The organism is Sessilibacter sp. MAH1, from assembly GCF_054658315.1.
The window spans coordinates 49,745-74,924 of sequence record NZ_BAAGIC010000022.1 but is presented as its reverse complement, the minus strand read 5'-3'; the positions used below and the strand labels follow the sequence as shown (position 1 = coordinate 74,924).

Annotated in this window: 23 protein-coding genes and 1 tRNA gene; 2 read left to right on the top strand and 22 right to left on the bottom strand. The window is 37.0% G+C overall.

The window, feature by feature from the left end; genetic code table 11:
- Positions 1 to 131 precede the first annotated feature (131 nt).
- Positions 132 to 950: a class I SAM-dependent methyltransferase gene (locus ACYQ28_RS17770; protein WP_460052413.1), complete on the top strand. Its 819-nt coding sequence runs from the start codon at positions 132 to 134 to the stop codon at positions 948 to 950.
- 13 nt (positions 951 to 963) lie between these two features.
- On the opposite strand, the gene ACYQ28_RS17765 is transcribed toward ACYQ28_RS17770, so the two are convergent.
- The 17 genes from ACYQ28_RS17765 to rfbB all read right to left on the bottom strand — a co-directional run bounded on the left by ACYQ28_RS17765 (position 964) and on the right by rfbB (position 18,032).
- Positions 964 to 1,638, bottom strand: coding sequence for a hypothetical protein (locus tag ACYQ28_RS17765; protein WP_460052412.1), 675 nt, complete (start codon positions 1,636 to 1,638; stop codon positions 964 to 966).
- A 61-nt stretch (positions 1,639 to 1,699) separates the two neighbouring features.
- Positions 1,700 to 2,848 carry a glycosyl transferase family 90 gene (locus tag ACYQ28_RS17760; protein ID WP_460052410.1) on the bottom strand — a complete coding sequence of 383 codons (1,149 nt, stop codon included), beginning with the start codon at positions 2,846 to 2,848 and terminating at the stop codon, positions 1,700 to 1,702.
- On the bottom strand, positions 2,845 to 3,528 hold the full coding sequence (locus tag ACYQ28_RS17755; protein ID WP_460052409.1) for a hypothetical protein: 684 nt from the start codon (positions 3,526 to 3,528) through the stop codon (positions 2,845 to 2,847). The genes ACYQ28_RS17760 and ACYQ28_RS17755 overlap by 4 nt, the downstream gene beginning before the upstream one ends.
- Positions 3,528 to 4,271 (bottom strand): sulfotransferase domain-containing protein, encoded by a 744-nt coding sequence (locus tag ACYQ28_RS17750; protein ID WP_460052408.1) that lies wholly within the window; start codon positions 4,269 to 4,271, stop codon positions 3,528 to 3,530. The genes ACYQ28_RS17755 and ACYQ28_RS17750 overlap by 1 nt, the downstream gene beginning before the upstream one ends.
- Positions 4,272 to 4,365: 94 nt before the next feature.
- Positions 4,366 to 5,139 (bottom strand): class I SAM-dependent methyltransferase, encoded by a 774-nt coding sequence (locus tag ACYQ28_RS17745; RefSeq protein ID WP_460052406.1) that lies wholly within the window; start codon positions 5,137 to 5,139, stop codon positions 4,366 to 4,368.
- Between the two features lie 38 nt (positions 5,140 to 5,177).
- Positions 5,178 to 6,182, bottom strand: a complete 1,005-nt coding sequence (locus tag ACYQ28_RS17740; protein WP_460052405.1) for a glycosyltransferase family 61 protein — start codon at positions 6,180 to 6,182, stop codon at positions 5,178 to 5,180.
- Complete coding sequence (locus tag ACYQ28_RS17735; RefSeq protein WP_460052403.1) at positions 6,179 to 6,925, bottom strand: hypothetical protein; 747 nt, start codon at positions 6,923 to 6,925, stop codon at positions 6,179 to 6,181. The genes ACYQ28_RS17740 and ACYQ28_RS17735 overlap by 4 nt, the downstream gene beginning before the upstream one ends.
- Positions 6,926 to 6,943: 18 nt before the next feature.
- Entirely contained in the window at positions 6,944 to 9,331 is a 2,388-nt protein-coding gene (locus ACYQ28_RS17730; protein ID WP_460052402.1) for a glycosyltransferase, read from the bottom strand.
- A complete protein-coding gene (locus tag ACYQ28_RS17725) occupies positions 9,324 to 10,094 on the bottom strand; it encodes a hypothetical protein (RefSeq protein ID WP_460052401.1) in 771 nt (256 codons plus the stop codon). The genes ACYQ28_RS17730 and ACYQ28_RS17725 overlap by 8 nt, the downstream gene beginning before the upstream one ends.
- Before the next feature lie 32 nt (positions 10,095 to 10,126).
- A complete protein-coding gene (locus tag ACYQ28_RS17720; protein WP_460052414.1) occupies positions 10,127 to 10,939 on the bottom strand; it encodes a class I SAM-dependent methyltransferase in 813 nt (270 codons plus the stop codon).
- Between the two features lie 42 nt (positions 10,940 to 10,981).
- Positions 10,982 to 12,988, bottom strand: a complete 2,007-nt coding sequence (locus ACYQ28_RS17715; protein ID WP_460164735.1) for a glycosyltransferase family 4 protein — start codon at positions 12,986 to 12,988, stop codon at positions 10,982 to 10,984.
- Positions 12,981 to 13,925: a glycosyltransferase family 2 protein gene (locus tag ACYQ28_RS17710; protein WP_460052398.1), complete on the bottom strand. Its 945-nt coding sequence runs from the start codon at positions 13,923 to 13,925 to the stop codon at positions 12,981 to 12,983. The genes ACYQ28_RS17715 and ACYQ28_RS17710 overlap by 8 nt, the downstream gene beginning before the upstream one ends.
- A gap of 1 nt (position 13,926) precedes the next feature.
- A complete protein-coding gene (locus ACYQ28_RS17705) occupies positions 13,927 to 14,553 on the bottom strand; it encodes a hypothetical protein (protein WP_460052396.1) in 627 nt (208 codons plus the stop codon).
- Between the two features lie 25 nt (positions 14,554 to 14,578).
- Positions 14,579 to 15,262 (bottom strand): ABC transporter ATP-binding protein, encoded by a 684-nt coding sequence (locus tag ACYQ28_RS17700; protein WP_460052394.1) that lies wholly within the window; start codon positions 15,260 to 15,262, stop codon positions 14,579 to 14,581.
- Entirely contained in the window at positions 15,262 to 16,023 is a 762-nt protein-coding gene (locus ACYQ28_RS17695) for an ABC transporter permease (RefSeq protein ID WP_460052393.1), read from the bottom strand. The genes ACYQ28_RS17700 and ACYQ28_RS17695 overlap by 1 nt, the downstream gene beginning before the upstream one ends.
- Positions 16,024 to 16,060: 37 nt before the next feature.
- The gene (gene rfbA, locus ACYQ28_RS17690) at positions 16,061 to 16,945 is read right to left on the bottom strand and encodes a glucose-1-phosphate thymidylyltransferase RfbA (protein ID WP_460052391.1); all 885 of its coding nucleotides are present in this window, start codon (positions 16,943 to 16,945) and stop codon (positions 16,061 to 16,063) included.
- Between the two features lie 34 nt (positions 16,946 to 16,979).
- Positions 16,980 to 18,032: a dTDP-glucose 4,6-dehydratase gene (gene rfbB / locus ACYQ28_RS17685; protein ID WP_460052389.1), complete on the bottom strand. Its 1,053-nt coding sequence runs from the start codon at positions 18,030 to 18,032 to the stop codon at positions 16,980 to 16,982.
- Between the two features lie 256 nt (positions 18,033 to 18,288).
- Between rfbB and ACYQ28_RS17680 the strand changes: the two genes are divergently transcribed.
- Positions 18,289 to 20,289: a polysaccharide biosynthesis protein gene (locus tag ACYQ28_RS17680; RefSeq protein ID WP_460052388.1), complete on the top strand. Its 2,001-nt coding sequence runs from the start codon at positions 18,289 to 18,291 to the stop codon at positions 20,287 to 20,289.
- Between the two features lie 27 nt (positions 20,290 to 20,316).
- Here ACYQ28_RS17680 and ihfB read toward each other — a convergent pair whose 3' ends face one another.
- The 5 genes from ihfB to cmk all read right to left on the bottom strand — a co-directional run bounded on the left by ihfB (position 20,317) and on the right by cmk (position 25,168).
- Positions 20,317 to 20,601, bottom strand: coding sequence for an integration host factor subunit beta (gene ihfB / locus ACYQ28_RS17675; RefSeq protein ID WP_460052387.1), 285 nt, complete (start codon positions 20,599 to 20,601; stop codon positions 20,317 to 20,319).
- Between the two features lie 194 nt (positions 20,602 to 20,795).
- Entirely contained in the window at positions 20,796 to 22,475 is a 1,680-nt protein-coding gene (gene rpsA / locus ACYQ28_RS17670; protein WP_460052385.1) for a 30S ribosomal protein S1, read from the bottom strand.
- A 471-nt stretch (positions 22,476 to 22,946) separates the two neighbouring features.
- Positions 22,947 to 23,021, bottom strand: a tRNA-Asn gene (locus tag ACYQ28_RS17665).
- A gap of 146 nt (positions 23,022 to 23,167) precedes the next feature.
- Positions 23,168 to 24,379 (bottom strand): lipopolysaccharide assembly protein LapB, encoded by a 1,212-nt coding sequence (lapB, locus tag ACYQ28_RS17660; RefSeq protein WP_460052383.1) that lies wholly within the window; start codon positions 24,377 to 24,379, stop codon positions 23,168 to 23,170.
- 114 nt (positions 24,380 to 24,493) lie between these two features.
- Positions 24,494 to 25,168: a (d)CMP kinase gene (cmk, locus tag ACYQ28_RS17655; protein WP_460052382.1), complete on the bottom strand. Its 675-nt coding sequence runs from the start codon at positions 25,166 to 25,168 to the stop codon at positions 24,494 to 24,496.
- Positions 25,169 to 25,180: the final 12 nt, after the last annotated feature.

Sequence of the window (25,180 nt, the reverse complement as noted above, 5' to 3'; positions counted from 1 at the left end):
TCCTTTGGCGAGAAAAATGGCCGACTATACCAGCTGACCTCTTTTCAAGAAAATTGCACTTATTATCCGAAACCAAGTTTATCAACTGAAATCGAGAAATCACATACTACCAAAGATTAGAATCCAGTTTAATGAAATCAAACCAACTACTTGACAAACATTACTCTTACGAGGATTTAAAAAATATTCTCGAACAAGACGATCCTATTGTTCTTAAATACCTACAGGATCATTATTGGCGCTTCGTGAAAACACTAAATGAATTTAAAAGCACTTGGCCAAGTGACGGCGGAAGAGTATTAGATGTTGGCGCACATTGGCTGCATCAATCCGTAATATGGAAGCAAGCTGGATTTGATATAACCGCAATAGAATTAAGCAGTGTTTTTTCTAACTCAAACATACAAAATATCTCAAAAATGCTGAATATTAAATTAATTCCATGTAGCAATTTAGAAGATGCTCTTGAACTAAAAAGTATTCCCGACAATTCTATGGATATTATTTTATTCACCGAGATACTTGAACATATAACATTCAATCCTATTAAATTCTGGAAGGAAATATACAGAATTTTAAACCCCGGAGGAAAGATTTTAATTACCACACCCAATTACTATTCTTGGAAAGGAAAATCTTGGCAATTTCTTAGATTTATTACCGGTAACGGGGGTGGAATTACCGTAGATAATGTGCTGAGTACAAACACATATGGACACCATTGGAAAGAATATAGTAGAAAAGAAATAATAAAATATTTTCAATTACTCTCCCCCGATTTCATAAGTACCAAGTTCCGCTTAATGCCCACGTACAACTACTCGAAAGTAAAGTGGAAAAACAAGGTTCAATCATTGCTCGACTTAATACCTTTACTAAGACCAAATCTACATATAGAAATCTGTCTTCCATCGAAATCAAAGGGAATTACACTTACACCTTCTTGGTAAAAAGTATGAAGAACTATAGATTCGGGAGCGTTAATTCATAATTGGAAAGAATATTCTCCCAATCTTCGTAGCATCCTGGATATTTTTGTCGAGTCATCTGATATAAATCTACACAATGATATTTATCTAACAAACTTAAAAAAGAATCTTCTTTAGAAGAATTTATATAAACTAAATGAAAGTTACTATAATTAGAACAAATAAGATTTAAAAAATTTTCCACCACTTCACAACTATCATTAGATCTGCATATCAGTAATTTTCTTTTCGAAGAGTTTAAAACACTCCTAGTTTTGTTAATAATATAAGCTGTTTTCTCTAGAAATAAAGGGTAATGCTCTGTCAAAATATCGTAAGTCAATTTATTGTCTTGAGACCCCGGGAAACTGTGTGGATACTGAAAACCAGTATATTTATCGACCACATGCTGAGTTCCATGGCTAGTCTCTTCTATAAATAGATTTTCAAGAAGTAAAACATTAGAAAAATCTCCCTCTAAAACCCTACAAACACCCTCAAGGGTCGATACACACCAATCGAAAAAAAAAGAGCCATAATCGGAAACATTTTTTCTTTTCTCTGTGAGCAAAAATTCACTAGAAGCACCACCGTTCTTCAAGTATATATACTTGGATATATTGTATCTAGTTTGACAATCTGTCCCCAGGCTTAGGGCTACATCGTACATAATTAAAACACCCCTGCAATATTAGGAATTAGTGAAACTAACCGCACACCATAATAGAAAATCACATCAAACCATTACTAGAAAAAAAACACACATCATCTGTAACACCTGATATATCTACTAAATATTCCATATATTTATCTATAGTTAGTTTATCAAGAAATTTCCTAAATTTTTCATTCATACAGAAACGCATGTATTCATGTGCATTTTTAATAATATAATCACATTCAGCCTCCCTTTCATTCATGTAATTAATCATAGATAAAACAGACTCAGCTTCTGGGTCTACAGGAACATAGTGTTTCCAAGGCTCCAAACCAACACTCAATGCAGTTTCCCATTCACTTGTAGTTTTAAAAACAACAGAATTACTCATTAACGCCCAAAATAAATTAGAAGGATAATCATTACCATCAATTGCTAAAATATATTTATATTTTCTCTGCTGATCAATATTCATACTACCTTTAAATACGAACGGAAATCTATCCTTCAAAAGAGCATTAAGATTCGAGTAATTTCTATTAGCCGTTTCAACAAAACCAATATCTATGTCTTGATATTTGGCTAATTTAGGAATTAGATTAAGCCTCTGAAACTTATGAAACTCATCTTCAGGGTTAGGATGAAAAGCTAAGTTTCGAGCAGACATTTTTCGATTATCATCGCCAATGTAACAACCAGATGGACCACCTCGCCAGACTATAGTAGGTATTTTGCTTTTAAATGGAATAATATCTTCGCCATTAGGAATATTCGGAGAACCCAGCCCCATGAAGTTTTTTGTAAGCGGAAATAAAGTTACAGAATCTCGCTGTTGAATTCTTCTGGAAAACTGAATTATCGTCTGATAGTTCAAGTCTGCAGGGAGCAAACTATTATAATCGTAACCTTCAGCATCATTCATATTAACTAATACTTGCTTCTTCCCTCCAACTCTGAGCAAATAATTCGCAAATGGAACCACACGCCTCTCCAAACCAGATAAAACATCCGTTTTGAACATATTTTGATTAGCTTCGTAATAAAAATTATTGTAATCACCACGAACACTATGAATACAAAAATCCGTAGGTCTGATAATATTAATGCATGAATGCAAACAATCCTTCATATCAGAAATAGATAAAGAATAGTTAACCTTCTTAGAATTTTCACCTAACCGAAGATTTAGATGTCTCTCAATTTCTATCGATATTTGGTTCATTTTAAAGTAAGCTGGCTCAGATCAATTGATAATAGAGTTTCTTTCAAGCACAACTTAATGAAGCTCTCGAAACCCATACGTTCAGATATTAAAACTGGTACTCTGTGTCCATAACCGGAAATGATATACATGCCATCACGAAATTTAGGATGTATATTTAAAAATTCATCAGAAGCAATACGGTCTATTGGTTCTACATCACCATAAATCATCAACAGTTCACCTGAAAACTCTGAAACAAGTTTTCCCCAATCAGGTTGAAAAACATTATGACCTTTAAATTTAAATGAAGAGTACCCCCCCTGACGAAAGAATGTTGCCTCGGAGCCAGTCGAAACAATTTTATCAACATTCGCATATAAACCGTATAACAATGCACCAGCCCCGCCCATGGACCCGCCGAAATACAATACTAACCCGTTGCCACTATTAGTTATACTTTTAGCCAATTTCTTTAAATTAATCGCACTCTGTTCCCAATCAAAACCTAAGTTAGGAATACCGTCTAAATACCAACTATTTTCTTTACAGTTAACATAAATTTTATTAACACTTAGATGAGAAAGTGCTTTTACTGAATGAAAATCCCCTTCTTGACAATCCACAGCTGAAAATATAACTACGGATACGTCAGACTCAGGATTTTTTTCAATACAAACATAATTTCCTAATTCGTCCATTATTCTATATAGCCTAATTTAGCAAGAGCATTAGGAAACCTCTGGTTAAATTCTGAAGTTATATCATCAGTAAAAATATCCAAATATTGACGTGATTCACCGCTTTGAATATGGTTACTTTTTTCTTTTTTTCCAAAAATAGAATTATCATAAAAAGATCTTAATGAATAAATAACTTCCTCCCGTTCTAGACCTAGAAATCTCGAAATACCGAACCACCGATCAAAATTAAAATCATCTATTAAATCTTCATAACGAACAGTTTCAATAACCCCCATCCCATCAAAACTCATCATTGCGTGAATCTGACCACCTGCAGAGTTATCCATTTCAAAAATAATTTTCTCGTTCATTGTCTTGAATGTATTAATTTTCTCTGCATAAGTTAAACCATTAAATCTATCAAGTGGTTGATGAAGCCATTCTTCATCGGACCAACAATGATACTTTGCTGAAGAAATTATTAAGTCTCTGGGGTCTCGGACCATTCTAATACCCCGAAAACCTGAACAATCAATAGAACCTAAAGGAAATTTACTATGATGATCATATATAATTTGCGGCGACGAACTATCTAGAGCATTTTGTAAATACTGGATTTTAGCCTCTCTTCCTTTAGCTAGGTGTTCGTCAGATATATTAAACATCTCGCAACCTATAAGTTTCGCTAAACGGAAAAAAACACCATGCATCCATACCGTTCCAGTTTTATGATGAGTTCCAACAAGAATATTATATTTCATATTTTTTACTTATACTTCAGATATAACTGTTAATAACTAAAAGCCGTCAACGCTCAAGAAAAAATTAATTGAAAAAATAATTAAATCCTGCAAATCAACAATTAAAATAAAACAGATGATCATCACCTCGATCATCAATACTCCAACCAGCTTTCTTAAACTTTTTTTCGAATTTATTTACATCATCACCCAACATAAAAAAATTATTTGTTGAGGTATAATATTTGCATTTGAATTCATTAAAGAAAGACAAGATTTCATTTTTTGAATATTCTCTTACATGTGGACGAAATATTGTTGGTGGACGATGTTCAACTGCTTCCAAAATCGCACGATATGAACATGCATTCGGAGTCGTCAAAACAACCTCACCACCTTCCTTTAATACCCGTTTTATTTCAGAAACAAAACACTTAACCCCACTCTCCTGAAAAAGTACCACCTGAGAAATATTAGTTTCTGGTTGATCCTTGATGTGTTCTAAAACCTCAAAGGATAAAACAACATCTACGTAATTATCTGGAACATCGAATTCTAACCTAAGGTCAGATTCTGTAGAGAAACATTCGTTGTAATGAGAAAGAAACGTTGATATGGGACTCGCGCCGCCTGTTTCTAATATTACTCTGTTTTTCAAAACTCCAAGTTGAGATACGAGCAGCCCGAATGTGTTTAAATAGCGATAATAATGATTGGAGTGTGTAAAATTGCGACTCGAACCTAAATAGTCGTAAAACTCCGACCACATTGGATATTCAGAGTATTTCGGGATCAGAAAGTTTTTGACAATTCTTGAAATATGTTTATATTTACGATCATCTACATTAACCGCCCATTTGGGTTCATCTTTGATAGTTATAGACTTCATTATTATCCTATAGTTAAAAATACTATCTCAATCAGAATTTATATCGCCTTAAGAGCTTTGATGGATGCGTTCGATAGCAAGATTTTTTCCGAATTTATTTCAACAAAGTTATTGACATAGTCTAAATTTTGTTCGTACCATTTCTTGCCATTACTATCCATCTCTTCTAAAAACAAATGACTTTGTGAGCGGATATAACAGTTTAAAAAAAATTCAGGTGATATATGCCTAGAAAAAATTTCTAAAACTTTTAAATCTGGTCCACCAAATATCGCATTCGAAAATCCAGCGCCATGAGGGCCAGCTAGAACTTTAACATTAGACATTTCACTTAAAGCTTGAGATACAGATAAACTTTCAAATCGTATAAACTTAAAACCCAACTGTTCTATTTGATCACGAAATTTATCAAAATTTATTATTGATCGAGAACCATTCACCCTTTCAATAAACAACTTATCTTTCTTTTCCGCCAAACTCCAAGTTCGCCTATCATAAAATAAGTTAAAAAGATACTCAACTTGCCAATCATGTGTCCCAAATCTATTTCTGATATCGGTAAAATCGATTAAATGTTCCACATAAAGAAATTCATTTCCATCATTTCGTTCAACAACATTAATATTTTCAATATTTAATTTAGACAGAGTTTCTTTATGAAACTCTTGTGATATTGAATTAAAAATAATACTGTTGAAATCTGATATCGATAGCCCTGCATGCTTTAATAACGCAAACTTACTAAGAGAATCGAATAACCAGTGACTAAACAACGCGGCTCCTGGTGCGACAACGTTCAGAGTAAGCCCCGATAGCTTAGAAATTTTTAATACGTCTATATCTGGATATTTGTGCTTTAGCTCCTCTATAGAATTGACAATATCTTTAGTATTACCTGATTGAACTAAAAATACGTCCCTATATTCGTTAATGTATATGTCATTACCGGTATATTTAAGACTCTTCAATCTAGGATGTTCGAGACTAATAAAATCTCGCTCACAACGCGAACTCGAAAATATCTTTTCAGATGATAACTTCATAAATACCCTAGCGCTTTTTTCGCCGAGTAATACAAACAAAGGTCTAATTCATTTTCTGAAATAACTTCAGGTAATACCGTTTGTAATTGCTCCAAAGCAACTTTATATTTCTCATCATCAGACCGACCATTTTGTACATTCTTACTTTTATAATCAAAATTAACTTCAGGAAAATATTTTTTTAGACCCGCTGAAATTCGATTAAAACTTTCGCTAAAACAATCTACAATACCAATAAAAACTTCAGGTTCGGAAATCATCTTTAATGCTCGCTCTAACATATCAAAACTAACTTTCTCATCCGTACGCAGAAAACGCTGTGCACCTATATATGAGGTTTGATAATTTGAAATTATTTTTGGAGTCGATGGGAGAAACCTCCAACAAATATATTCTTCTAGAGACGAAGACGAAGCTTTAACCGCACCGGGTGTGCCTGTTCGTTGCTTTCTCTCATATTCATATACAGAAATAATCCGCTCCAACGGATTCCTAATGAAATAAACGGGAATACACTGAAATTCGTTGCTAATAGGTAAAGGATTACAAAGATGATGACTTGAAATTGCTTTTATGTCTGGATTATCCAATATAAATTGAGCTAAATAGTCAGCCCCACCTCTTCTCATCGCGACATCATCTCGATGATCACAAAAACCTTTACCAAAAGCAGCTTTTAATGCCGAATCAAACGTAGTTCCAGCGTTTTTAAAAATATGACCGTGTGTAACAATGTATCTCACTGATAACTCTCTAAATATTTAAAAATACTGTTCTATTACCTTATCAATAACTTTTTGCGAAAAATTTTGATCAATATATTTCTGGTGTCTTTTACTATAGTTCTCTGCTATTTCTCTATCGGAATATAAGGATAGTATCGCCTTAGAAAATGATTCCGGATTATCTTCTATCATCATAACCTCATTTGCCTTTGGTAATCCCTCTGCGCCTATACTGGTCGTTACGATTGGAATATTATTCTGTATTGCCTCTAGCACCTTACCCTTTATGCCTGCACCGAATCTCAATGGAACCACAACAACTCTAATCGTTGAATATAATTCATCCAAATCATCATCTGGTAAATAACCATGCACAATAATATTGTCTCCAGATAGAGATAGAATTGAGTCAGGAACATTTGATCCTACAATATGAAACATTACTGACGGATCGCCTCTCAAAACCAAGGGAAAAATTTCATCCAAAAACCAGATTACACCATCTTCGTTAGGCGGATGACCAAAACCTCCGACAAATAATAAGCCTTTTCTTGTATTGTGTTTGTAGGTGATATTCTTTAACTCTAACGGATAAAGAGGCAATTGATGGACATTGTATTTTTTAGAAATAGATTTAACGACATCAACTTCAACCGTTGAGGGGTATAAGATAACATCAACTTTGTTGAAAATAGCGACTTCTCTGTTATACCAATCTTTTGATAATTTTGCCGTAGATATACTGCGTGTAATCTCAAATTCTCTGTCTAGACGCAAATGATGCAGATCATGTCCAAAATAAACTAACTTAGGCTTGTTTTTTAACCTGTATATTTCATTTATAAAATCTTCCGTGATATGTGGCCTATGCAAATAAATGATATCGATATACTTAGAATTATCCCTCAACCACCGACCCCAATTTTTAGCATACCTCTCACCATATATGACCTCAACTCCTAAAGATTGAAGTACATTTGTATAAGGTTGATGAGGAAAGAAATTAGCTCCCAGAAACTTAACGTTATAGCCCAATCTCAGCATACTTTTGACGTATAAAAATGTGGACTTCGATCCAGCATCTTTGTCATAAAAGGGAACATAGTGATCTATGAATAAAATTGTTTTACCAGTGAATCTTTCTCTAGCCTTGAAAACGTCAAACCCATTTCTGTAGTGGTCGGATTTCAATACAGACTTCCATTTCTGGAAAAAAATTTCTTGATTTTTTAATTGATATTTTTTAATTCCGCTGCCTAAGTCTGTTCCATTACTGATACCCTCAAAATGCACAACAGTTGACTGAGGTTGATAAACTACCTTCAAGCCTAATGCCCTTACTTGAAAAGCTAAATCTGTATCTTCGTAATACGCTGGGCGAAAGCGATCATCAAAACCACCCACTTTGTCCCAAAGAGATTTTCGGAAAAGTAGACACGCTCCCGATATGTAATCTACTTCTCGCCGATAATTAAATTCAGGGGCGCTGGAATCTTGTCCTCGGCCAAAATTCCAGCCTGAGGCATCATTCCAGACGATGCCGCCAGCCTCCTGTAGAATGCCATCATCGAATAACAACTTTGGCCCTACCAATCCGATCGAAGCATCATTCTCAATAGCTTTAAGTAATGATTCAAGCCAGCCAGATTGAACATTGGTATCGTTATTAAGTAAAACAACATAGTTCCCATCTGCCGATTTAACAGCATTATTACAGTTACCCAAAAAACCATGGTTTTCACTGGACCGAACTACCTTAATATTCTTGATTCTTTGCGTAATTGTAGAGGTAAGATCTGAAGAATTATCGTCTGCAATAATTAATTCATAAGGAACATTGTCTGTATTTTTGTTAACAGACATTAAACAAGATAATGTTGTCTTATATTGGTTATAAACCGGAATTACTATTGATACGCTAGGATTGTCATATTTAGGGAAAATAATTTCGTGAGTATCAACATCGTCTTCACTAGGGATAAATAATTCGAGGTTTATATCTGAGCTATCTTCTGGAAATCTTTGCGTGAACCAGTTAGCGGCAATATCATCCGAATTATTAAGTAACATTTTGAAGAGCTTCAATATTCTATATCGACTTATTAACCTAATCGATGAATACGGGTGCTTTATCACGTATCGCAAAAAATACCACAGCAACTTTAATCTACTGTTTTTTTGATTGACATATGTGTTAAAGTCAACTTTATTTTCAAAAGAATATATCTCTGCCTGATCGATTAATAATCTATAGGTAGAACGAGTTTTGGGTGTAAATCTTAAAAGGAAATAAAACTTTTCTATAAACCAGACGACTCGACCGATAAAAGAGCGATCATAGTTATATAAATCAGCATAAATTTTCTTCAATTCATCTGCCGCTTTACTTTCAGAACTAACACTCTCGTCAATTTTTTTAGACACCAGAATCCCTACCGACTACTGAAAAGAATCTATTAACGGCATAATTATACAACTTAAGATCTAACTGATTATTTTTTTCCAAGAAAGTATAAATTTCTTCACCTAACTCTTCTTGAATTTGAGCGAGTTTAGTATTTACCTCAGTTGCTACATTTTGAGTAACATTGGTTTGTTTATTTGTAACTAAAATATTGGGAAATGTTGCTTTCAAATAATAATGCAATCTCACCAACGATTGGTGAAAGTGTTCTACCAAGCCAAAATACGGGATAGAATTTATAAATAATTTCGCTCTGTCTAAGACTTCAAAATCAGGCATATTTTTACGAGTATAATTCTCCCCGTAGACAACATTAGATAGCTTATAGCATTGAAAGTTTGACACTACTCCAGGAATACCATCAACAATATTCTCTCGGATGTACTCTAGAAACGAACCTTTAGGTTCATTTAAATTTAATTGCTTTTTCCACTCAAAAAGATAGGCAGAACGTGCCCTTATTATAGGGTGACGCAAAAAAACTATTGGAAATACTTTAAAGTTTCCATACGGTAAGGGTGGATTTAGATCATGTGAAGAAATTGCCTGAATATGCTTGTTATTATTAATAAAACACTCCATCTCTTGAGGCGAAATCGTCGCGGAGTCACCTAATGGCTTATCCCAGTTTATCCAATTAGCCCCAAAAGAATCTTTTAATATGGCATCAACAGATGTACCCGCGTTTTTAAACAAATGATAGTGTAAAACAATATTTCTCATTAAATATCACTTATGAATTATTTTCATTGAATTCAACTAAATTCACTGCCATATGCCGAGTATATTCCATCAAAATCTAAACTCAGTATATTACGGTAATAGCTACTATCTTTTCCGTAAGAATTATTAATTTCTTTGTTCCCCCTGTGAATAGCCCATATATACATTTCAGGGTGAACCATTGATATAACTTCTTCTAATTCAACTGGTACAAAATTATTATCTAGTGAATCTATATGATCTTCTTGTACAAATAAGCATAGATTCTGCTTATACCACCATTTAACCTTAGGATTATTCCAAAGTAGACGCCGAAACGGATCAAAATATTTAAAGTGATTTTGAGCAAATAACTTCACCCAATATTGCAGCCAATTTTCGTTTACATGTCCAGTACCACCTTGATAAGGTATCGCTGCGGAAAAAATGATTTGGTTTGAAATATTACACAATTCCTCAACAAATGAACTAGCCCTGTCAGCTGACAAATGCTCGGCCACCTCAAGCGAGATAAGCAAATCATGACTTGGAACAGATTTTAACGACCCAACATCTTCCAAATTCTTTGGCGTAAAGTTTATAGAGAAATCATCAGTGGTGTATTTTTCATAATTCAATTCGGCATATCGGCCATCAATAGCCGTAACCTTACACCCTTGATTAGAAAACATCAGTGACCAAGCACCAGTACCCGAGCCAATATCTGCGACGTTATTAAAATCAAGTAAGCGTTTAAAAATAGGCACACATACTTCCGCTGAGGCTAAACTACCACCATCAATACTTGAAAAAAAATTATCATCATATTTTTGACTCAAGTTATAACCTCCCAAAATAATCAGCATTGATGTCAAATAAAGCGCCAAAAAAACAAACTATAGGAATAATTACACGCCGAGATTATATATGTGCTTAGCATTAGTTGCCCCTGTTTGGAGACTCAAAATTTTAATTTCCCAGAGTTTCCAAGCATGAAAAAATTGATTTTGGTAATCATTATAATAATTTTCATCGTTATTAATTGTATTTAATAGATGTGTGATATCGATGAGCCCATAGCAATTTAAATACTTACCTTCATGTGAAAGTAAGAAATCAACAAACAGTTGTTCAGCGTACGTGAGTTGAAAAAAAGGTTTAAGACTGATCACATATTTTGGGAGAGCTTGGTGCACCATAACATAGTCTGATATATAGTCTTGCATCTCTTCATAATTGCTGAACGATGTATCAGAAACCGTAACTCTAGAGCATGTTTGAAGATATTGTTTGATACTTAATCGCTTAGAGAAAGTACTCTCACCCAAAATTAGCGCACCAGACCGATTAGCATATATACCATCAGAATAAATAGGTATCTTTAAATGCCCGAAGCCAAATAATCTATCTCTATCCCACTCAACTGAAGACGCAAACAACATTCCTTCTCGTTTTATAACCGAACAATCTGTAATATGACTGAAGGTTTTACTTCTATCAAAAATAAATTCACATGAAAAATATTCATCAAGGTTAAAAACAACTGCCTTTTTTCTATCAAAAATTAATTCTTTTATAGACTCAAGATCAAGAAATCGAACATTTACTGATTGACAACTTGAATCAGAATATTGACTTATACATAAGATATTAAACTCCCAACTTAACCACTCAACCATAGTTCGAGCGTGCCAATGGATAATTTTACTTTCATCACCGAACTCTCGAGGCAATATAATAATAACGTCCCTAAGTAAATTAACTACCTGAGAAATTCGATTTAATTGAGCATCTATCTCTTCTTGAATTATTTTGTAACTTTCTACAGATGCAGACTTAAGATTGTTAACGTCACTACTATCATAGGCGAGGCGGCATAGCTCTAATGCAATTTGCTCTAAACTACTGCATTCATGAAGACGATGTGTAGCCGGATAGCCCTCCATTGCATGTTCATGGGCAATTAGAGGCTTTGATTTAGATATTGCCTCTCCAGATTTAATCTTTAGTCCGGTAGAAAAATCCATAGGAACAATTGCCAAATCAATAGCGTCATAGAAATCATCTACATCATCCACACGCCCAACAATTTCAAAGTAACTAGAATTAACTGCTGCCAAATCATCACATACTGATCCAGCAATTTTAATTTTCAACGGAGGTAAATATTTTTCAAATATAGGTAAAGCAACATCAACAAAATTCGTTATATTTACTTTGTTAATATTATTTCTAGCACCTATAAACCCAGCGGTTAGATATCCATTTACATCAATCGATCCCGGAGATTCTCTATACTCATCAATATAAATTAGAGTCTGTATACATTTTTTTGTCTGTAATGACTCAAAAAAGACTCGTTCCTCATCCTTGATAGACCAAATCAAATCTGCTCTTGATATTCCTATTTTTTCTTGGGCAGCTGTTGTATGAAAATATTCTTTAGATATACCATTGGACTCCAGAAGTAATCTACGATCTGTAAATTTATCATGAGTATCCAACACTTTTAAAATACCCTTAGGCACAAACTCTAGCGCTCTACTTAGCCAAGTGTAATTTACAATTACAACATCGAAGTCTCTGTTTTTAAGTATAAATTTTAAAAAATTTTCTAATACCGGATCCCACCACTCATCAATTGTATGATCGAGACCATCTTTCGGCGAACAATGTAAATCAATTGAAGGAAATACGTGATCGACCATATCCCACTGAGAATTCATCTGTCTGCGCGAGTTAGTTGGTATGTTACTTCTCCAATCTGTCTCTGAAGCGTAATGAACAAAATGAATTTCAAAACCCAAACTTTTAAGTTTTGAACACACCATGAAGATGCGTTTCCGATTACCGAAATTTAAAGGCCATGTTGGTGTTGGAGAAATCACCAGAGCCCTCTTTATAGGCTCACTCATTTTCTAAACCCTTAAATCCTGATAAATTTAAAATTACCATAGAATATATGGCAGACAACTGCCATCTAAATAATCCAGGATCATCAGTTTTTTGATACAAACCTTGTATATTTCTGGATAAAGGCTCAAGCGAAGACAAATACTTTTTAAGATTATCAAGCTCATTTTGTATACGCTGCTCAGACATATCAGAGTTCATTATAAAATCTGATGCGGCTTGCCATGAAACTCTTCTACGGAACCAATCACGAGATATACGCGCTTTTTCAACTAAATGTTTTACGCACGCGTCTGGAGAATATACTGAGTGGTAGCCGCTGTTTTTTATATAATTTAATACCTGAATTTCTTCATTTGACAATAAAACATTACCCGAACCAACCCGACCCAAAGAGGTGGAAAACCCACCACATTCCTGCAATAAAGATTTTTTAAAAGCTATATTAGCTCCAGCAAACCACTCATCCTCGGATGCAATTCGTAGTCGCCCACCCCAATCTACGACGCTCACATACCCTTTTAAGGTGTCATCTAACCAAGCAGGCCGTTCTAGCTCCCAAATAGGAGAAATTTTACCTCCAACCACACCCACTTTCTCAAAACTTGCAAAACTGTGGATTATTTCCTCAAGCCAACGCTCTGAAGCGATAGCATCATCGTCTAAAAAGGCAATAATTTCTGAGGATGATTCCTTAATTCCTACATTACGAGCATTTGATAGACCGGGAGTATTTTCAAACAAATACGTTAAATTCGGTACTTTACTATAACGCTCAAAGTAGCTTTTACCTTCTTCTAGCCTTGCATTAGGGGTATTATCAACAACAATAATTTCATATTCTGAAGACGGGATGGATTGAGATACAAGACTTTCAATAGACTTTGCAAGTAAATCGTAACGATTGTAGGTACAGATTATAGCGGATACTTTTTTCAAACTAGACAACCTCAATCTCTTTGAAAGCTACGCTAACCTTGCGTAAATCTTTTGAATCAGGATTAATATCACAAGGCCGAATTATTCTAGGACAGAAAACAGCAACCAAAGTATCTCTCGACTTCTGACACTTTGGTATATTTGCAACAATTTCCATGACACCTTTCTTTGCAGAATAATCGCATTCGCAGAGTACACCATCGATATATATTTTAACGGTTTTATAAACCCCTTCTTCTATTTCAGAAATCAATCTCAATATTAAAGTTTTATCTTCTGATCTATCGATTGGTAGTTCAAATTTAGTTAATCGATCAGGCCCAACCCATCGATATACACCACTTTTACCCTCTTCGATTGCGTACATATTGTCGCCATGAGCTACTGTATCGATAGCACGTAAAACTATATGACCTAGCAAGTTGGATGTTGACAGTTGAAGCTCTTCATTATTAACCAACAACTCACTCTCCCTAAAAATTCTATCCATAAGGGCAAGTTTTTCTTCCAGTGCTTTTTGTTTTTCTTCTAATAAAGTAACTTTATCAATTAACACCGTCATTGCTTCAGGGTCATTTGCGACTAAACAATCGCTCAGTAATTTACTGTAATCAGCTTGATTATTCATATCTAGAACAGACTCACTTATATTTTTAACTTGACAAGTAATTCTGAATTATATCTTTCGCCGCACCAACTTGAGTGACTGCACCTTTTTCAAAGTGAACTATTTTCTCGCACACCGCCGTAAGATAATTCAGATCATGAGATACGATTACTACTGCCGAATCACCAGCAATCATCTCTTTTATTTTAATATTCGACTTTTCTCTAAATTGCTTATCACCTACACCCATTACCTCGTCTAAAAGTAGTAAATCAGGATTTGAAAAAATTGATATAGAAAAAGCCAGCCTTGCTCTCATACCCGCTGAATATGTGAAAACGGGTTTTGATATATCTTCTCCCAATTCAGAATAGATGATTATTTCATCTAATTTCTGCCTAATTTCTTTCTTAGACATCCCAAGTAACAAGCCTGTCAACTCAGCATTCTGAACTCCATTTAAATACGGTATAAATCCGGACTGTAATCCAATGAATACACTTCTTACCGATTTATAAAATTTTATTATTCCTGAGTCTGGTTTATATATTTGTCCTAAAATTTTCAACAGCGTACTTTTTCCTGCGCCATTACCACCAATAATACCGATATTTTCTCCTTCCGAGATCGTCAAGCTGAGATTATTGATGGCTTTGTGCGAATTTGGTTTAAAAGGATTGAAACCTCCTCTATAGGCTAAACTAACGCTATCTAACTCTATTAGTTTCATCAAATTATTCTCTTGGGAAATTCACCCTTCAGTCGGCATACTCTGTAAAAGCCAAAAAATATAATAAATACATGAACCATGAAAATATTCAGATATGTTGAATAGTCAAGACTTTCAGATCGGAGAATAATTTTGCGAACACCTTCAACAATAATAGCGAAAGGGTTGAGAGACAAAACAGCTTGCGCACTATCAGGCATAGACGACACAGGTACAATCACTCCAGAAACAAACATCGCCAGCATCATAAAATTACCTACAATAATTCTTAGATCAGGTAAAAAAGGCATGAATGTAGATAGCGATAACATGTATGCAAAAATTATAGTCATCGTTACTAACAACCACACCAGAAGAGGAATAATACCAACAAGGTTTAATTTATTTTTCAAATAAAAGAATACCAACGTCAAAATGAAAATGACAAAGAACTTGAAGGAGTTAACCAATAAACTGGAGAGAGGGAAAACCACTGGATTAACATTAAAATTCGAAATAATACCTTTTGCTTGAGCAATAGAATTGGACCCTTGGTTAACACAAGCAGATATCCATTTCCAAACAACCAACCCGCAAATTAACTCCATGAGATAGTCTTCACTTCCATGCCTGAAATTTAAAAAGACAAAATAGAAAACGAGTACATACATCAACGGTTCTAGAAACCACCATAATGTACCTAAATAGTATTTATTAATGTCGGATTTAATCTGTGCTTTAACTAGGTATAAAACGAGACTAACGTAATCAATTTGCTTCACTTTATATAATTCTTCTACTTAAAAACCAACTAGCCACTTAACCTTCTACAAATGCGATCTTATTTAGATATTTTCCATAGTTGGTCTTTTCAAACTTTCTTGCAATTTCTTTAAGTTTTTCTTTTGTAATCCATTTATTTTTATAAGCAATCTCTTCCGGGCAGCAAACTGCAAGACCTTGTCTTTTAACAAGTGTTTCGATGTAGTTGCCTGCTTCTAATAAGGAGTCGTGTGTGCCGGTATCAAGCCACGCACTACCTCGACCTAAGTTTTCCATTTTGAGAGTTTCTTTTTCTAAATAGATTTTATTAAGGTCGGTGATTTCTAGTTCGTCTCGGTGCGATGGTTTTAGGGATTTTGCATATTCCACGACTTTGTTGTCGTAGAAATACAGTCCCGTTACCGCATAATTAGATTTTGGTTTTTCTGGTTTTTCTTCGATGGAAATAACTTTTCCGTTTTCATCAAATTCAGCTACACCATAACGTTCTGGATCACTAACCCAATAACCAAAGACTGTAGCGCCATCACTCTGAGCGTTTGCTGATTTTAGTTTGTCGACTAAACCATGACCATGGAATATATTGTCACCGAGGATTAAACAGGCAGGTGATCCCGCCAAAAACTCTTCACCCAAAATAAATGCTTGCGCCAAGCCATCTGGCGAAGGTTGTATGATATAGGTGAACTCAACTCCCCATTGTGAGCCATCGCCCAAAAGCTTTTGGAACTGTGGTTGATCGTCTGGTGTGGTAATAATTAATATTTCTTTAATTCCAGCCATCATAAGCACTGAAATTGGATAGTAAATCATCGGCTTGTCATAAACCGGCATCAGTTGCTTACTAACTGCTAATGTTAGCGGATGTAAACGAGTACCGGACCCGCCAGCAAGTACAATCCCTTTTCTCGAATTTTCCATGATATGAACCTGTAATGTAGAAAGTTGGAATGAGTTACACTTTTAACCCAATACGCTCTCGGTCGTATTTATTTTTAGTAACCGCCTCGCACCATTGATGATTTTCAAGATACCATTGTACCGTTTTACGCAGTCCTGTTTCGAAGGTCTCTTCTGGAGTCCAACCTAGTTCATCACTAATTTTTGATGCATCAATTGCATATCGAAGATCATGGCCAGGTCGGTCAGACACAAAGACGATTTGCTCTTCATAATTTCCAGTAGATTTTGGGCTCAATTCATCAAGAATGGCACAAATCGATTTCACCACATCAATGTTTTTCTGTTCATTGTGGCCGCCGATATTATAGGTCGAGCCAATTTCACCTTCGAAAACAACTTTCAATAATGCTCGTGCATGGTCTTCTACGTATAGCCAATCTCGTATTTGCAAACCATTGCCGTAAACAGGTAAAGGCTTGCCTTCTAACGCATTTAAAATTACTAGCGGTATTAATTTTTCCGGGAAGTGATAAGGTCCGTAATTATTCGAGCAATTAGTTTGCAGCGTAGGTAAGCCGTAGGTTTCATGCCACGCTCGAACAAGATGATCAGAAGATGCTTTGGATGCACTGTATGGCGAGTTTGGAGCATAAGGTGTAGTTTCGGTAAAAAAGCCGGTTTCACCTAGGGTACCAAAGACCTCGTCTGTGGAGATGTGATGGAATCGAAATCTTAATTTTTGGTCGGAATCCAAACCGTTAAAATACTCTCTGGCCACTTCTAGCATGGTGAATGTGCCCATGATATTGGTCTGCATAAATTCAACCGGGCCATCAATTGATCGGTCTACATGAGATTCAGCCGCTAAGTTCATCACGATATCAGGTGCAAATTCGGAAAAAGCTTGCTGAACCGCAGCTCGATCGGCAATATCACCCTTGAAAAAGGTATATCGATCAGAATCAGAAACGGAAACTAAAGATTCTAAGTTACCCGCATAAGTAAGTTTGTCAAAGTTACATACACTATGCTCGGTATGATTAATAATCTCCCGCACCACGGCAGACCCAATAAAACCTGCACCACCAGTAACCAGTATTTTCACACACCCTCCCAGAGCAGATTCCATTCAAACAAGTCTAAATTAGGATCAAACCAGAACTTTATCATTAGCGCATTCACAAGAACAGAATGATTACACACCCTGATCAAAACCGGGCGTATGATAATGTAAAAATGATGTAGAATCATCGATCATCGTTGGTAATGCGATCTAATCAATTGAAAACGCAAGAAAAATCGACAAACTACAGCTTAAAGTCAACTCTGAGCGCGTTCGCCTAATTATCGAGATCTAGACAGTGTTAATAAGATTACTTTCATCATCAAGAGCGATAAAAAGAGCCCTATCGGTTTTGTACGACGCTTTGATGATTCCTTTCGCCATTTATGTCTCGGTATATTTTAGAGTCGGGCAATTGTTTGATATTTGGCAAAAACAATTGCTTGTTGTAATTGCGGTTACAATTGCAATCACAATATTTGCTTTTATTAAACTAGGATTATACCGCGCCATTCTAAGATTTATGGCACATCAAGCCGTGTTAACCGTGGTTGCTTGTACCGTGATTTCTGCTTGTACTCTCGTTGTGAGTGCCTATTTTGTTCAGCTACAAATCAAGCTTCCAGATCAAAAAATAATCGAATTACCTCGATCAACACCATTCATATACAGCTGTATACTACTTGTAGCCCTAGGTGTACCACGCATGTTCTTTCGAAGCTTGGTACATCTGTTTTTAGCCAATAGAAATCTGAGCCGAAAACACAATCGTCAGCCAATCATTATTTATGGCGCCGGGCATTCGGGTTATCAAATCGCAGGCAGCCTTCAAGAAGTTGGAGACTATAACGTTGTTGCGTTCATAGATGACAACCCAAAACTCATTAACAACACTGTCCGCGGCATTACGGTTCATCCCGCCAGCGCCATCGAACATATAATTAACATGTACGATGCAAAAGTTGTCTTATTGGCTTTGGGAGCAGCGAGCAAGTCTTCTACCTCTAAAATTGTTGAACAACTTAGCCAGTACCCTCTGCGAATTCAAACGGTTCCAACCCTTGAAGACTTATTGTTCAACCATCCTAAGCATCAAAGGATTCGTGACATACAAATTGAGGATTTACTCGGTAGAGATCCAATTCCGCCGCGGAAAGATTTATTAGATAAATGCACTTGTCAAAAATCAGTAATGGTCACCGGTGCTGGTGGATCCATTGGTTCGGAATTATGCCGACAAATCATTTATCAAAATCCATCGTATCTAATCCTTGTCGAGCAAAACGAATTCGCCTTATATTCGATACAACAAGAACTCTTAAAGCTAACCTCGCAAGCTGGCAGTCCAATATCTGGTTCAAAAATAATCCCGGTCCTAATTAATTGTTTAAATCAAAAAGAAATAACGGCAACCTTAAAAAAATATTCTGTAGACACCATATTTCATGCAGCAGCCCACAAACACGTCCCATTAGTTGAAGCGAATATAATAGAGGGTGTTCGTAACAATGTACTCGGTACGTGGAGTTGCGCTCAATCTGCCATTGAAGCCAGAGTTACAAATTTTGTGCTTATATCAACGGACAAAGCCGTGAGACCTACCAACGTCATGGGTGCCTCTAAACGCGTTGCCGAATTAGTCCTCCAAGGACTTTCTCAAAAAACTGCAAATACTATTTTCTCAATGGTCCGTTTTGGAAATGTCTTAGGCTCATCGGGCTCCGTAGTACCGTTGTTTAAGCAACAAATAAAAGATGGTGGCCCGATCACGGTTACCCACAAAAATATTACCCGTTATTTTATGACCATACCGGAAGCGGCTCAGCTGGTTATTCAAGCATCAGCCATGGCGCAAAAAGGCGATGTCTTTGTTCTGGATATGGGCGAGCCGGTGCTTATTTGGGAACTTGCAGAAAGGATGATTAGAATGTCGGGCTTGTCAGTTAAAACTCCAACATCTCCAAATGGAGACATCGAAATTACTCAAGTTGGACTAAGGCCTGGAGAAAAACTGTACGAGGAATTACTCATTGGAGAAAACGTAAGTGGTACTGATCACCCTTTAATCATGAGAGCAGGTGAAGATCATCTTAACTACGAAGATACTTTGAAACTGATTCAAAAAATCGACGGTTTTTGCCAAGACGGCAACGAAGAACAACTACTTAAAATAATTGCCGAAGCGCCAACACATTACGAAGCAAGTTTTCGAGTTGAGCGAAAACAGAATCAAACACAGAAAAACAATATCATTAAACTGCCATCAGCTCGCGACGGGAAAAAAGAAGAAAAAAGTTAACGAAGCATCATCAATAAAAGTAATTATCTAGATACTTTCATTCACTCTGTCTCTCATTTCTTTGCCGGGCTTAAAATGCGGGACGTATTTACCTTCAAGCTCAACAGGATCACCAGTTTTAGGATTTCGTCCAACTCTTGGTTCTCTGTAGTGAAGAGAGAAGCTGCCAAAACCACGCACTTCGATACGATCACCGGACGCAAGCATCTTGGACATATATTCCAAAATCAGCTTCACTGCTAATTCAACATCTTTTGACGACAGCTGATCCTGTCTTTCAGATATTCTTTCTATTAACTCAGATTTGGTCATTCTCACACTCCATTAGCGCTGGGTGAAACGGGTAATTTGCAATAAGCCAAACTGAATAAGCAGACAATCTGCTAAGTTGCTGATTTATATACTATTAAAATCCTAGCTTCAAGCACACTTTAGCAATAGAGGGTAAAAACTGAACTTACGGGCATAAAAAAAGCGGCTTGCGCCGCTTTTTCAACGAAAAACCATTAATCTTGGCTTTCCATTTGAGCTTTGATGAGGTCACCCAATGTTGCTGGCTGAGCTGTATCAGAAGTTTTTGAAGAATGCTCTTTAATAGCAGCTTTCTCTTCATCTTGATCTTTGGCTTTAATTGAAAGATTGATAACGCGATTCTTACGGTCAACACTCACAATCTTAGCTTCTACAGAATCACCTTCTGATAGAACATTGCGTGCATCTTCAACTTTTTCGCGACTGATTTCAGAGGCTTTCAATGTTGCTTCAACATCATCGGCTAGAACAATGATAGCACCTTTGGCATCAACTTCCTTAACGGTACCGGTAACAATTGCACCTTTATCGTTCTCGGTAACAAAACCTGTAAACGGATCAGTTTCAAGTTGCTTAATACCTAAAGAAATACGCTCACGCTCTGGATCGATTGCCAAAATAACGGTTTCGATTTCATCGCCTTTCTTGTATGCACGAACAGCTTCTTCGCCGGTTTCGTTCCAAGAAATGTCAGACAAGTGAACCAAACCATCAATACCACCTTCAAGACCGATGAAGATACCGAAGTCAGTGATTGATTTGATCTTACCGGAAATCTTGTCGCCTTTAGCAAATTGACGGCCGAAAGCATCCCATGGGTTTTCTTGACAATGTTTGATACCAAGAGAAATACGACGACGCTCTTCGTCGATATCCAATACCATCACTTCAACTTCATCACCAAGTTGAACCACTTTTGATGGGTGGATGTTCTTGTTAGTCCAATCCATTTCAGAAACGTGAACAAGGCCTTCTACACCCTCTTCCAACTCAGCGAAACAGCCGTAGTCGGTCAAGTTAGTAACCTTAGCCTTAACACGCGCACCTTCTGGGTAACGTTGAGTGATTGAAATCCATGGATCTTCACCCAATTGCTTAAGACCAAGAGAAACACGGTTGCGATCGCGGTCGAACTTAAGAACTTTAACTTCAATCTCGTCACCAACACCAACGATTTCACTTGGGTGTTTGATACGTTTCCACGCCATATCGGTGATATGAAGAAGACCGTCAACACCACCCAAATCAACGAATGCACCGTAGTCGGTAAGGTTCTTAACAGCACCTTTAACAACCGCACCTTCTTGAAGGTTAGCTAATAACTCATCACGCTCTGCAGAGTTTGCTTGCTCTAGAACAGCACGACGAGAAACAACTACGTTGTTACGCTTTTGATCAAGTTTAATAACTTTGAATTCTAAATCTTTGCCTTCCAAGTGCGCAGTTTCACGAACAGGACGAACATCAACTAAAGAGCCTGGTAGGAATGCACGAATACCAGAAACGTCAACAGTGAAGCCACCTTTAACTTTACCGTTGATAACACCCTTAACAACTTCTTCAGCAGCGTGAGCGGCTTCAAGCACTTTCCAAGACTCAGCGCGTTTGGCTTTTTCACGTGATAAACGAGTTTCACCGAAACCATCTTCAACAGTTTCTAGCGCAACTTGAACTTCATCGCCTACGTTTAGAGTAAGTTCCCCGTTCTCATTTAAGAATTGAGACGCTGGAATCACACCCTCAGATTTAAGGCCTGCGTGAACAGTAACCCAATCTTTGTCAACGTCGATCACAACACCAGTTACGATCGATCCTGGAACCATATCGACGTTCTTTAAACTTTCTTCAAACAGCTCTGCAAAGCTTTCGCTCATTACGTTACCTATAAATTAAGTGGTCATCCAACCATACAGTTTCTGTGGAGGTCAGAATACACACATCCATGTCGCCAGAAACATGGGGTAGTTAGAAAATCGAGCGCTAAATTCCTTGCCTGGCGGAATAGTAGGCTCTAGTTTGCTGCTTGCAATATACACAACAGCTGAAAAATAGCGCCGAAGACTAGCAGAACAGCCAGCTTTTAGCAATCGAAATTTAAGCGAAGGGTCGCCTGTTCAAAACGGTTACATATCGGGAATTTCGACGCATAGAAAAACAATTCGACCAAAGCGATTGTTTACGCCGAGAACACTCTAAATACAGAAACAAAGAGAAGAAAAAGGGGAATTTTTTAGAACAAGTAAAAGGATTTTTATCTTTGAGAAATGACAAAATTAAACTTAGGAAACGAAAAACCTTAGTGCTGTAAACAAAAAAGCCATGACCTAGATCATGGCTTTGAAATTTGGCTCCGGCACCTGGGATCGAACCAGGGACCAATAGATTAACAGTCTACTGCTCTACCGCTGAGCTATGCCGGATTTATTCTCTCAGAGCAGCTGGCTGCTCGTTGATGGCGCGTATATTATAGAGCGCCCCTAGGGCTGTCAACACATGTGCGAAAAAAAATTAAGTATTTGTTTTTTAACAGTATTTTTGTTTAAAAGACAGTCAAGTTAAGCTTTTTTTACTCACCCTCTATGCCCTTCACCGCTTTGGTTGTGCCCCAAGATTTGCAACTTGGGCATAACCAATGCAGATGATTTCCAGAAAATCCACATGAGCCGCACAAATAATAGGATCGATGAATAACCAACAACTCCAATAGTTCTCTTACTAATTGTTGTGCTCGCTGGTTTTCATTATTTTTTTCTTTTCTTGAAAATTGGAAATCCAAGAATTTACCAATCACTCGTAATGAAGGCCTAGTTTTCAATTTTTGATCCAGCAACTCCACAGCCGCAGTTTCGCCACTAAAACGCTTCACCTGCTCAGCCAGGGAAATCAGGAGCGAGCTACTCGGATAACGATCTTGCAGAAACCTTAAATAATCAATCAACTCATACGGGTTACCTAAAGCTCGAAAACACTCCAACAGCTCAGGAAGAATCTCCGGAATAAAATCCGGGTCTTGATTTGGCACTTTTTGAAACTGCTTAATAGCCTCTGCGTAGTCGCCCAACTCCATTTTAAGTTTGGCCCATTCAAGACTGACTCGCGGGCATTGCGGATCGCTCGCTCGTGCCCGATTAAGGATTTGCTCAACACGCTCTGTAGACTCAAAGTTTTTCGCCTCAAGAGCTAGCTCGCAATAAAAATGAGCTTGTCTATGCAACCACTTAGATCTATTGGCGTCATCCTGAGCCAATTTGATCAGCTCATCCGATGTGGCAATAGCTTTTGGCCAATCGCGCTCATCTCGAAAAATATCGGCAAGATACTCAAGGCTTTTCGTTTTAATGGAAGGAATTTCACATTGACGTAAACCTTCAAAAATTCTTTCAGCTTGATCAAAAACACCGGCTTTTTGGAAATCGAGACCTAACTCCAAACGAACCAAGTACTTCTGGTGCTCGGATAGACTGTGATTTTCGAGAAGATTTTGATGAAACTTTATAGCGTGCCCAATTTCACCGCGACTACGCAGTAAAATACCTAAAGACAAGTATGTTTCAAAGGACTCTTGATTGACCTCCAAAACCTGAGCAAATGTATCTACGGCGGCTTCAGGATTGTCGTTTAAGATGAAGTTCAAACCGCGCAGGTACTGAGAGGCTGCCCTCCCAGTAATCTTACGAATGGTTCTTCCAGATGAGAAAAGATCATAACGACCAAGTACATAGCCAATTGCCAGTGCCGCCATAACCAGAAGAAAAAGACCCAAATCTCCCAATTGCATGATGAATCCTAAATAGAGATCAGATCTATACAGAACAAAGAATTAGCACACGCATCTGAGCTTATATTCAATTTACGCAATGCCTGTCAGACAATCCGCGTAATACATGCCTAACTAAACCAAGGAAAGTGATTTTAGATAATCGTTTACCTGCTGGCACACTCCGTCAATGGTCATCTGACTAGAGTCAATGACTAAAGCATCATCCGCTGGCTGTAAGGGAGATATGGTGCGAGCACAATCATTGTAATCACGAGCCTTAATATCCGCCAGGATTTGCTCGAAGCTCGCAGGACAACCAATACTCAGTAGCTGATCAACTCTGCGACGAGCACGATCTTCAGCACTGGCTGTTAAAAATATCTTGGCATTTGCCGCTGGAAAAATGGTCGTCCCCATATCACGTCCATCGGCCACCAAACCTGGTGATTTAGCAAAATTACGCTGACAATTAACCAATGCTTCACGAACCTTTGGATAAGCAGCAATTTTTGAAGCCGCCATACCTACATTTTCGGTGCGCAACAATTGGCTAACATCCTGACCATTCAGCATAACGGAAACACCGTTTTCGGTAGGTACAAAGTCTACTTCTAATCGCTCACAGAGAGATGCAACAGCCTCTTCATCATCCAAATCAATACCGATTGTTTGTGAGGCAAGCGCCCCAATACGGTAGATCGCACCACTATCGAGTAGGTGAAAGCCATAGCGTCTGGCCAATGCATGGCACAAAGTGCCCTTACCGGCACCACTAGGTCCGTCCACGGTGATGATAGGAAAGCTCACATTCACTCCTGC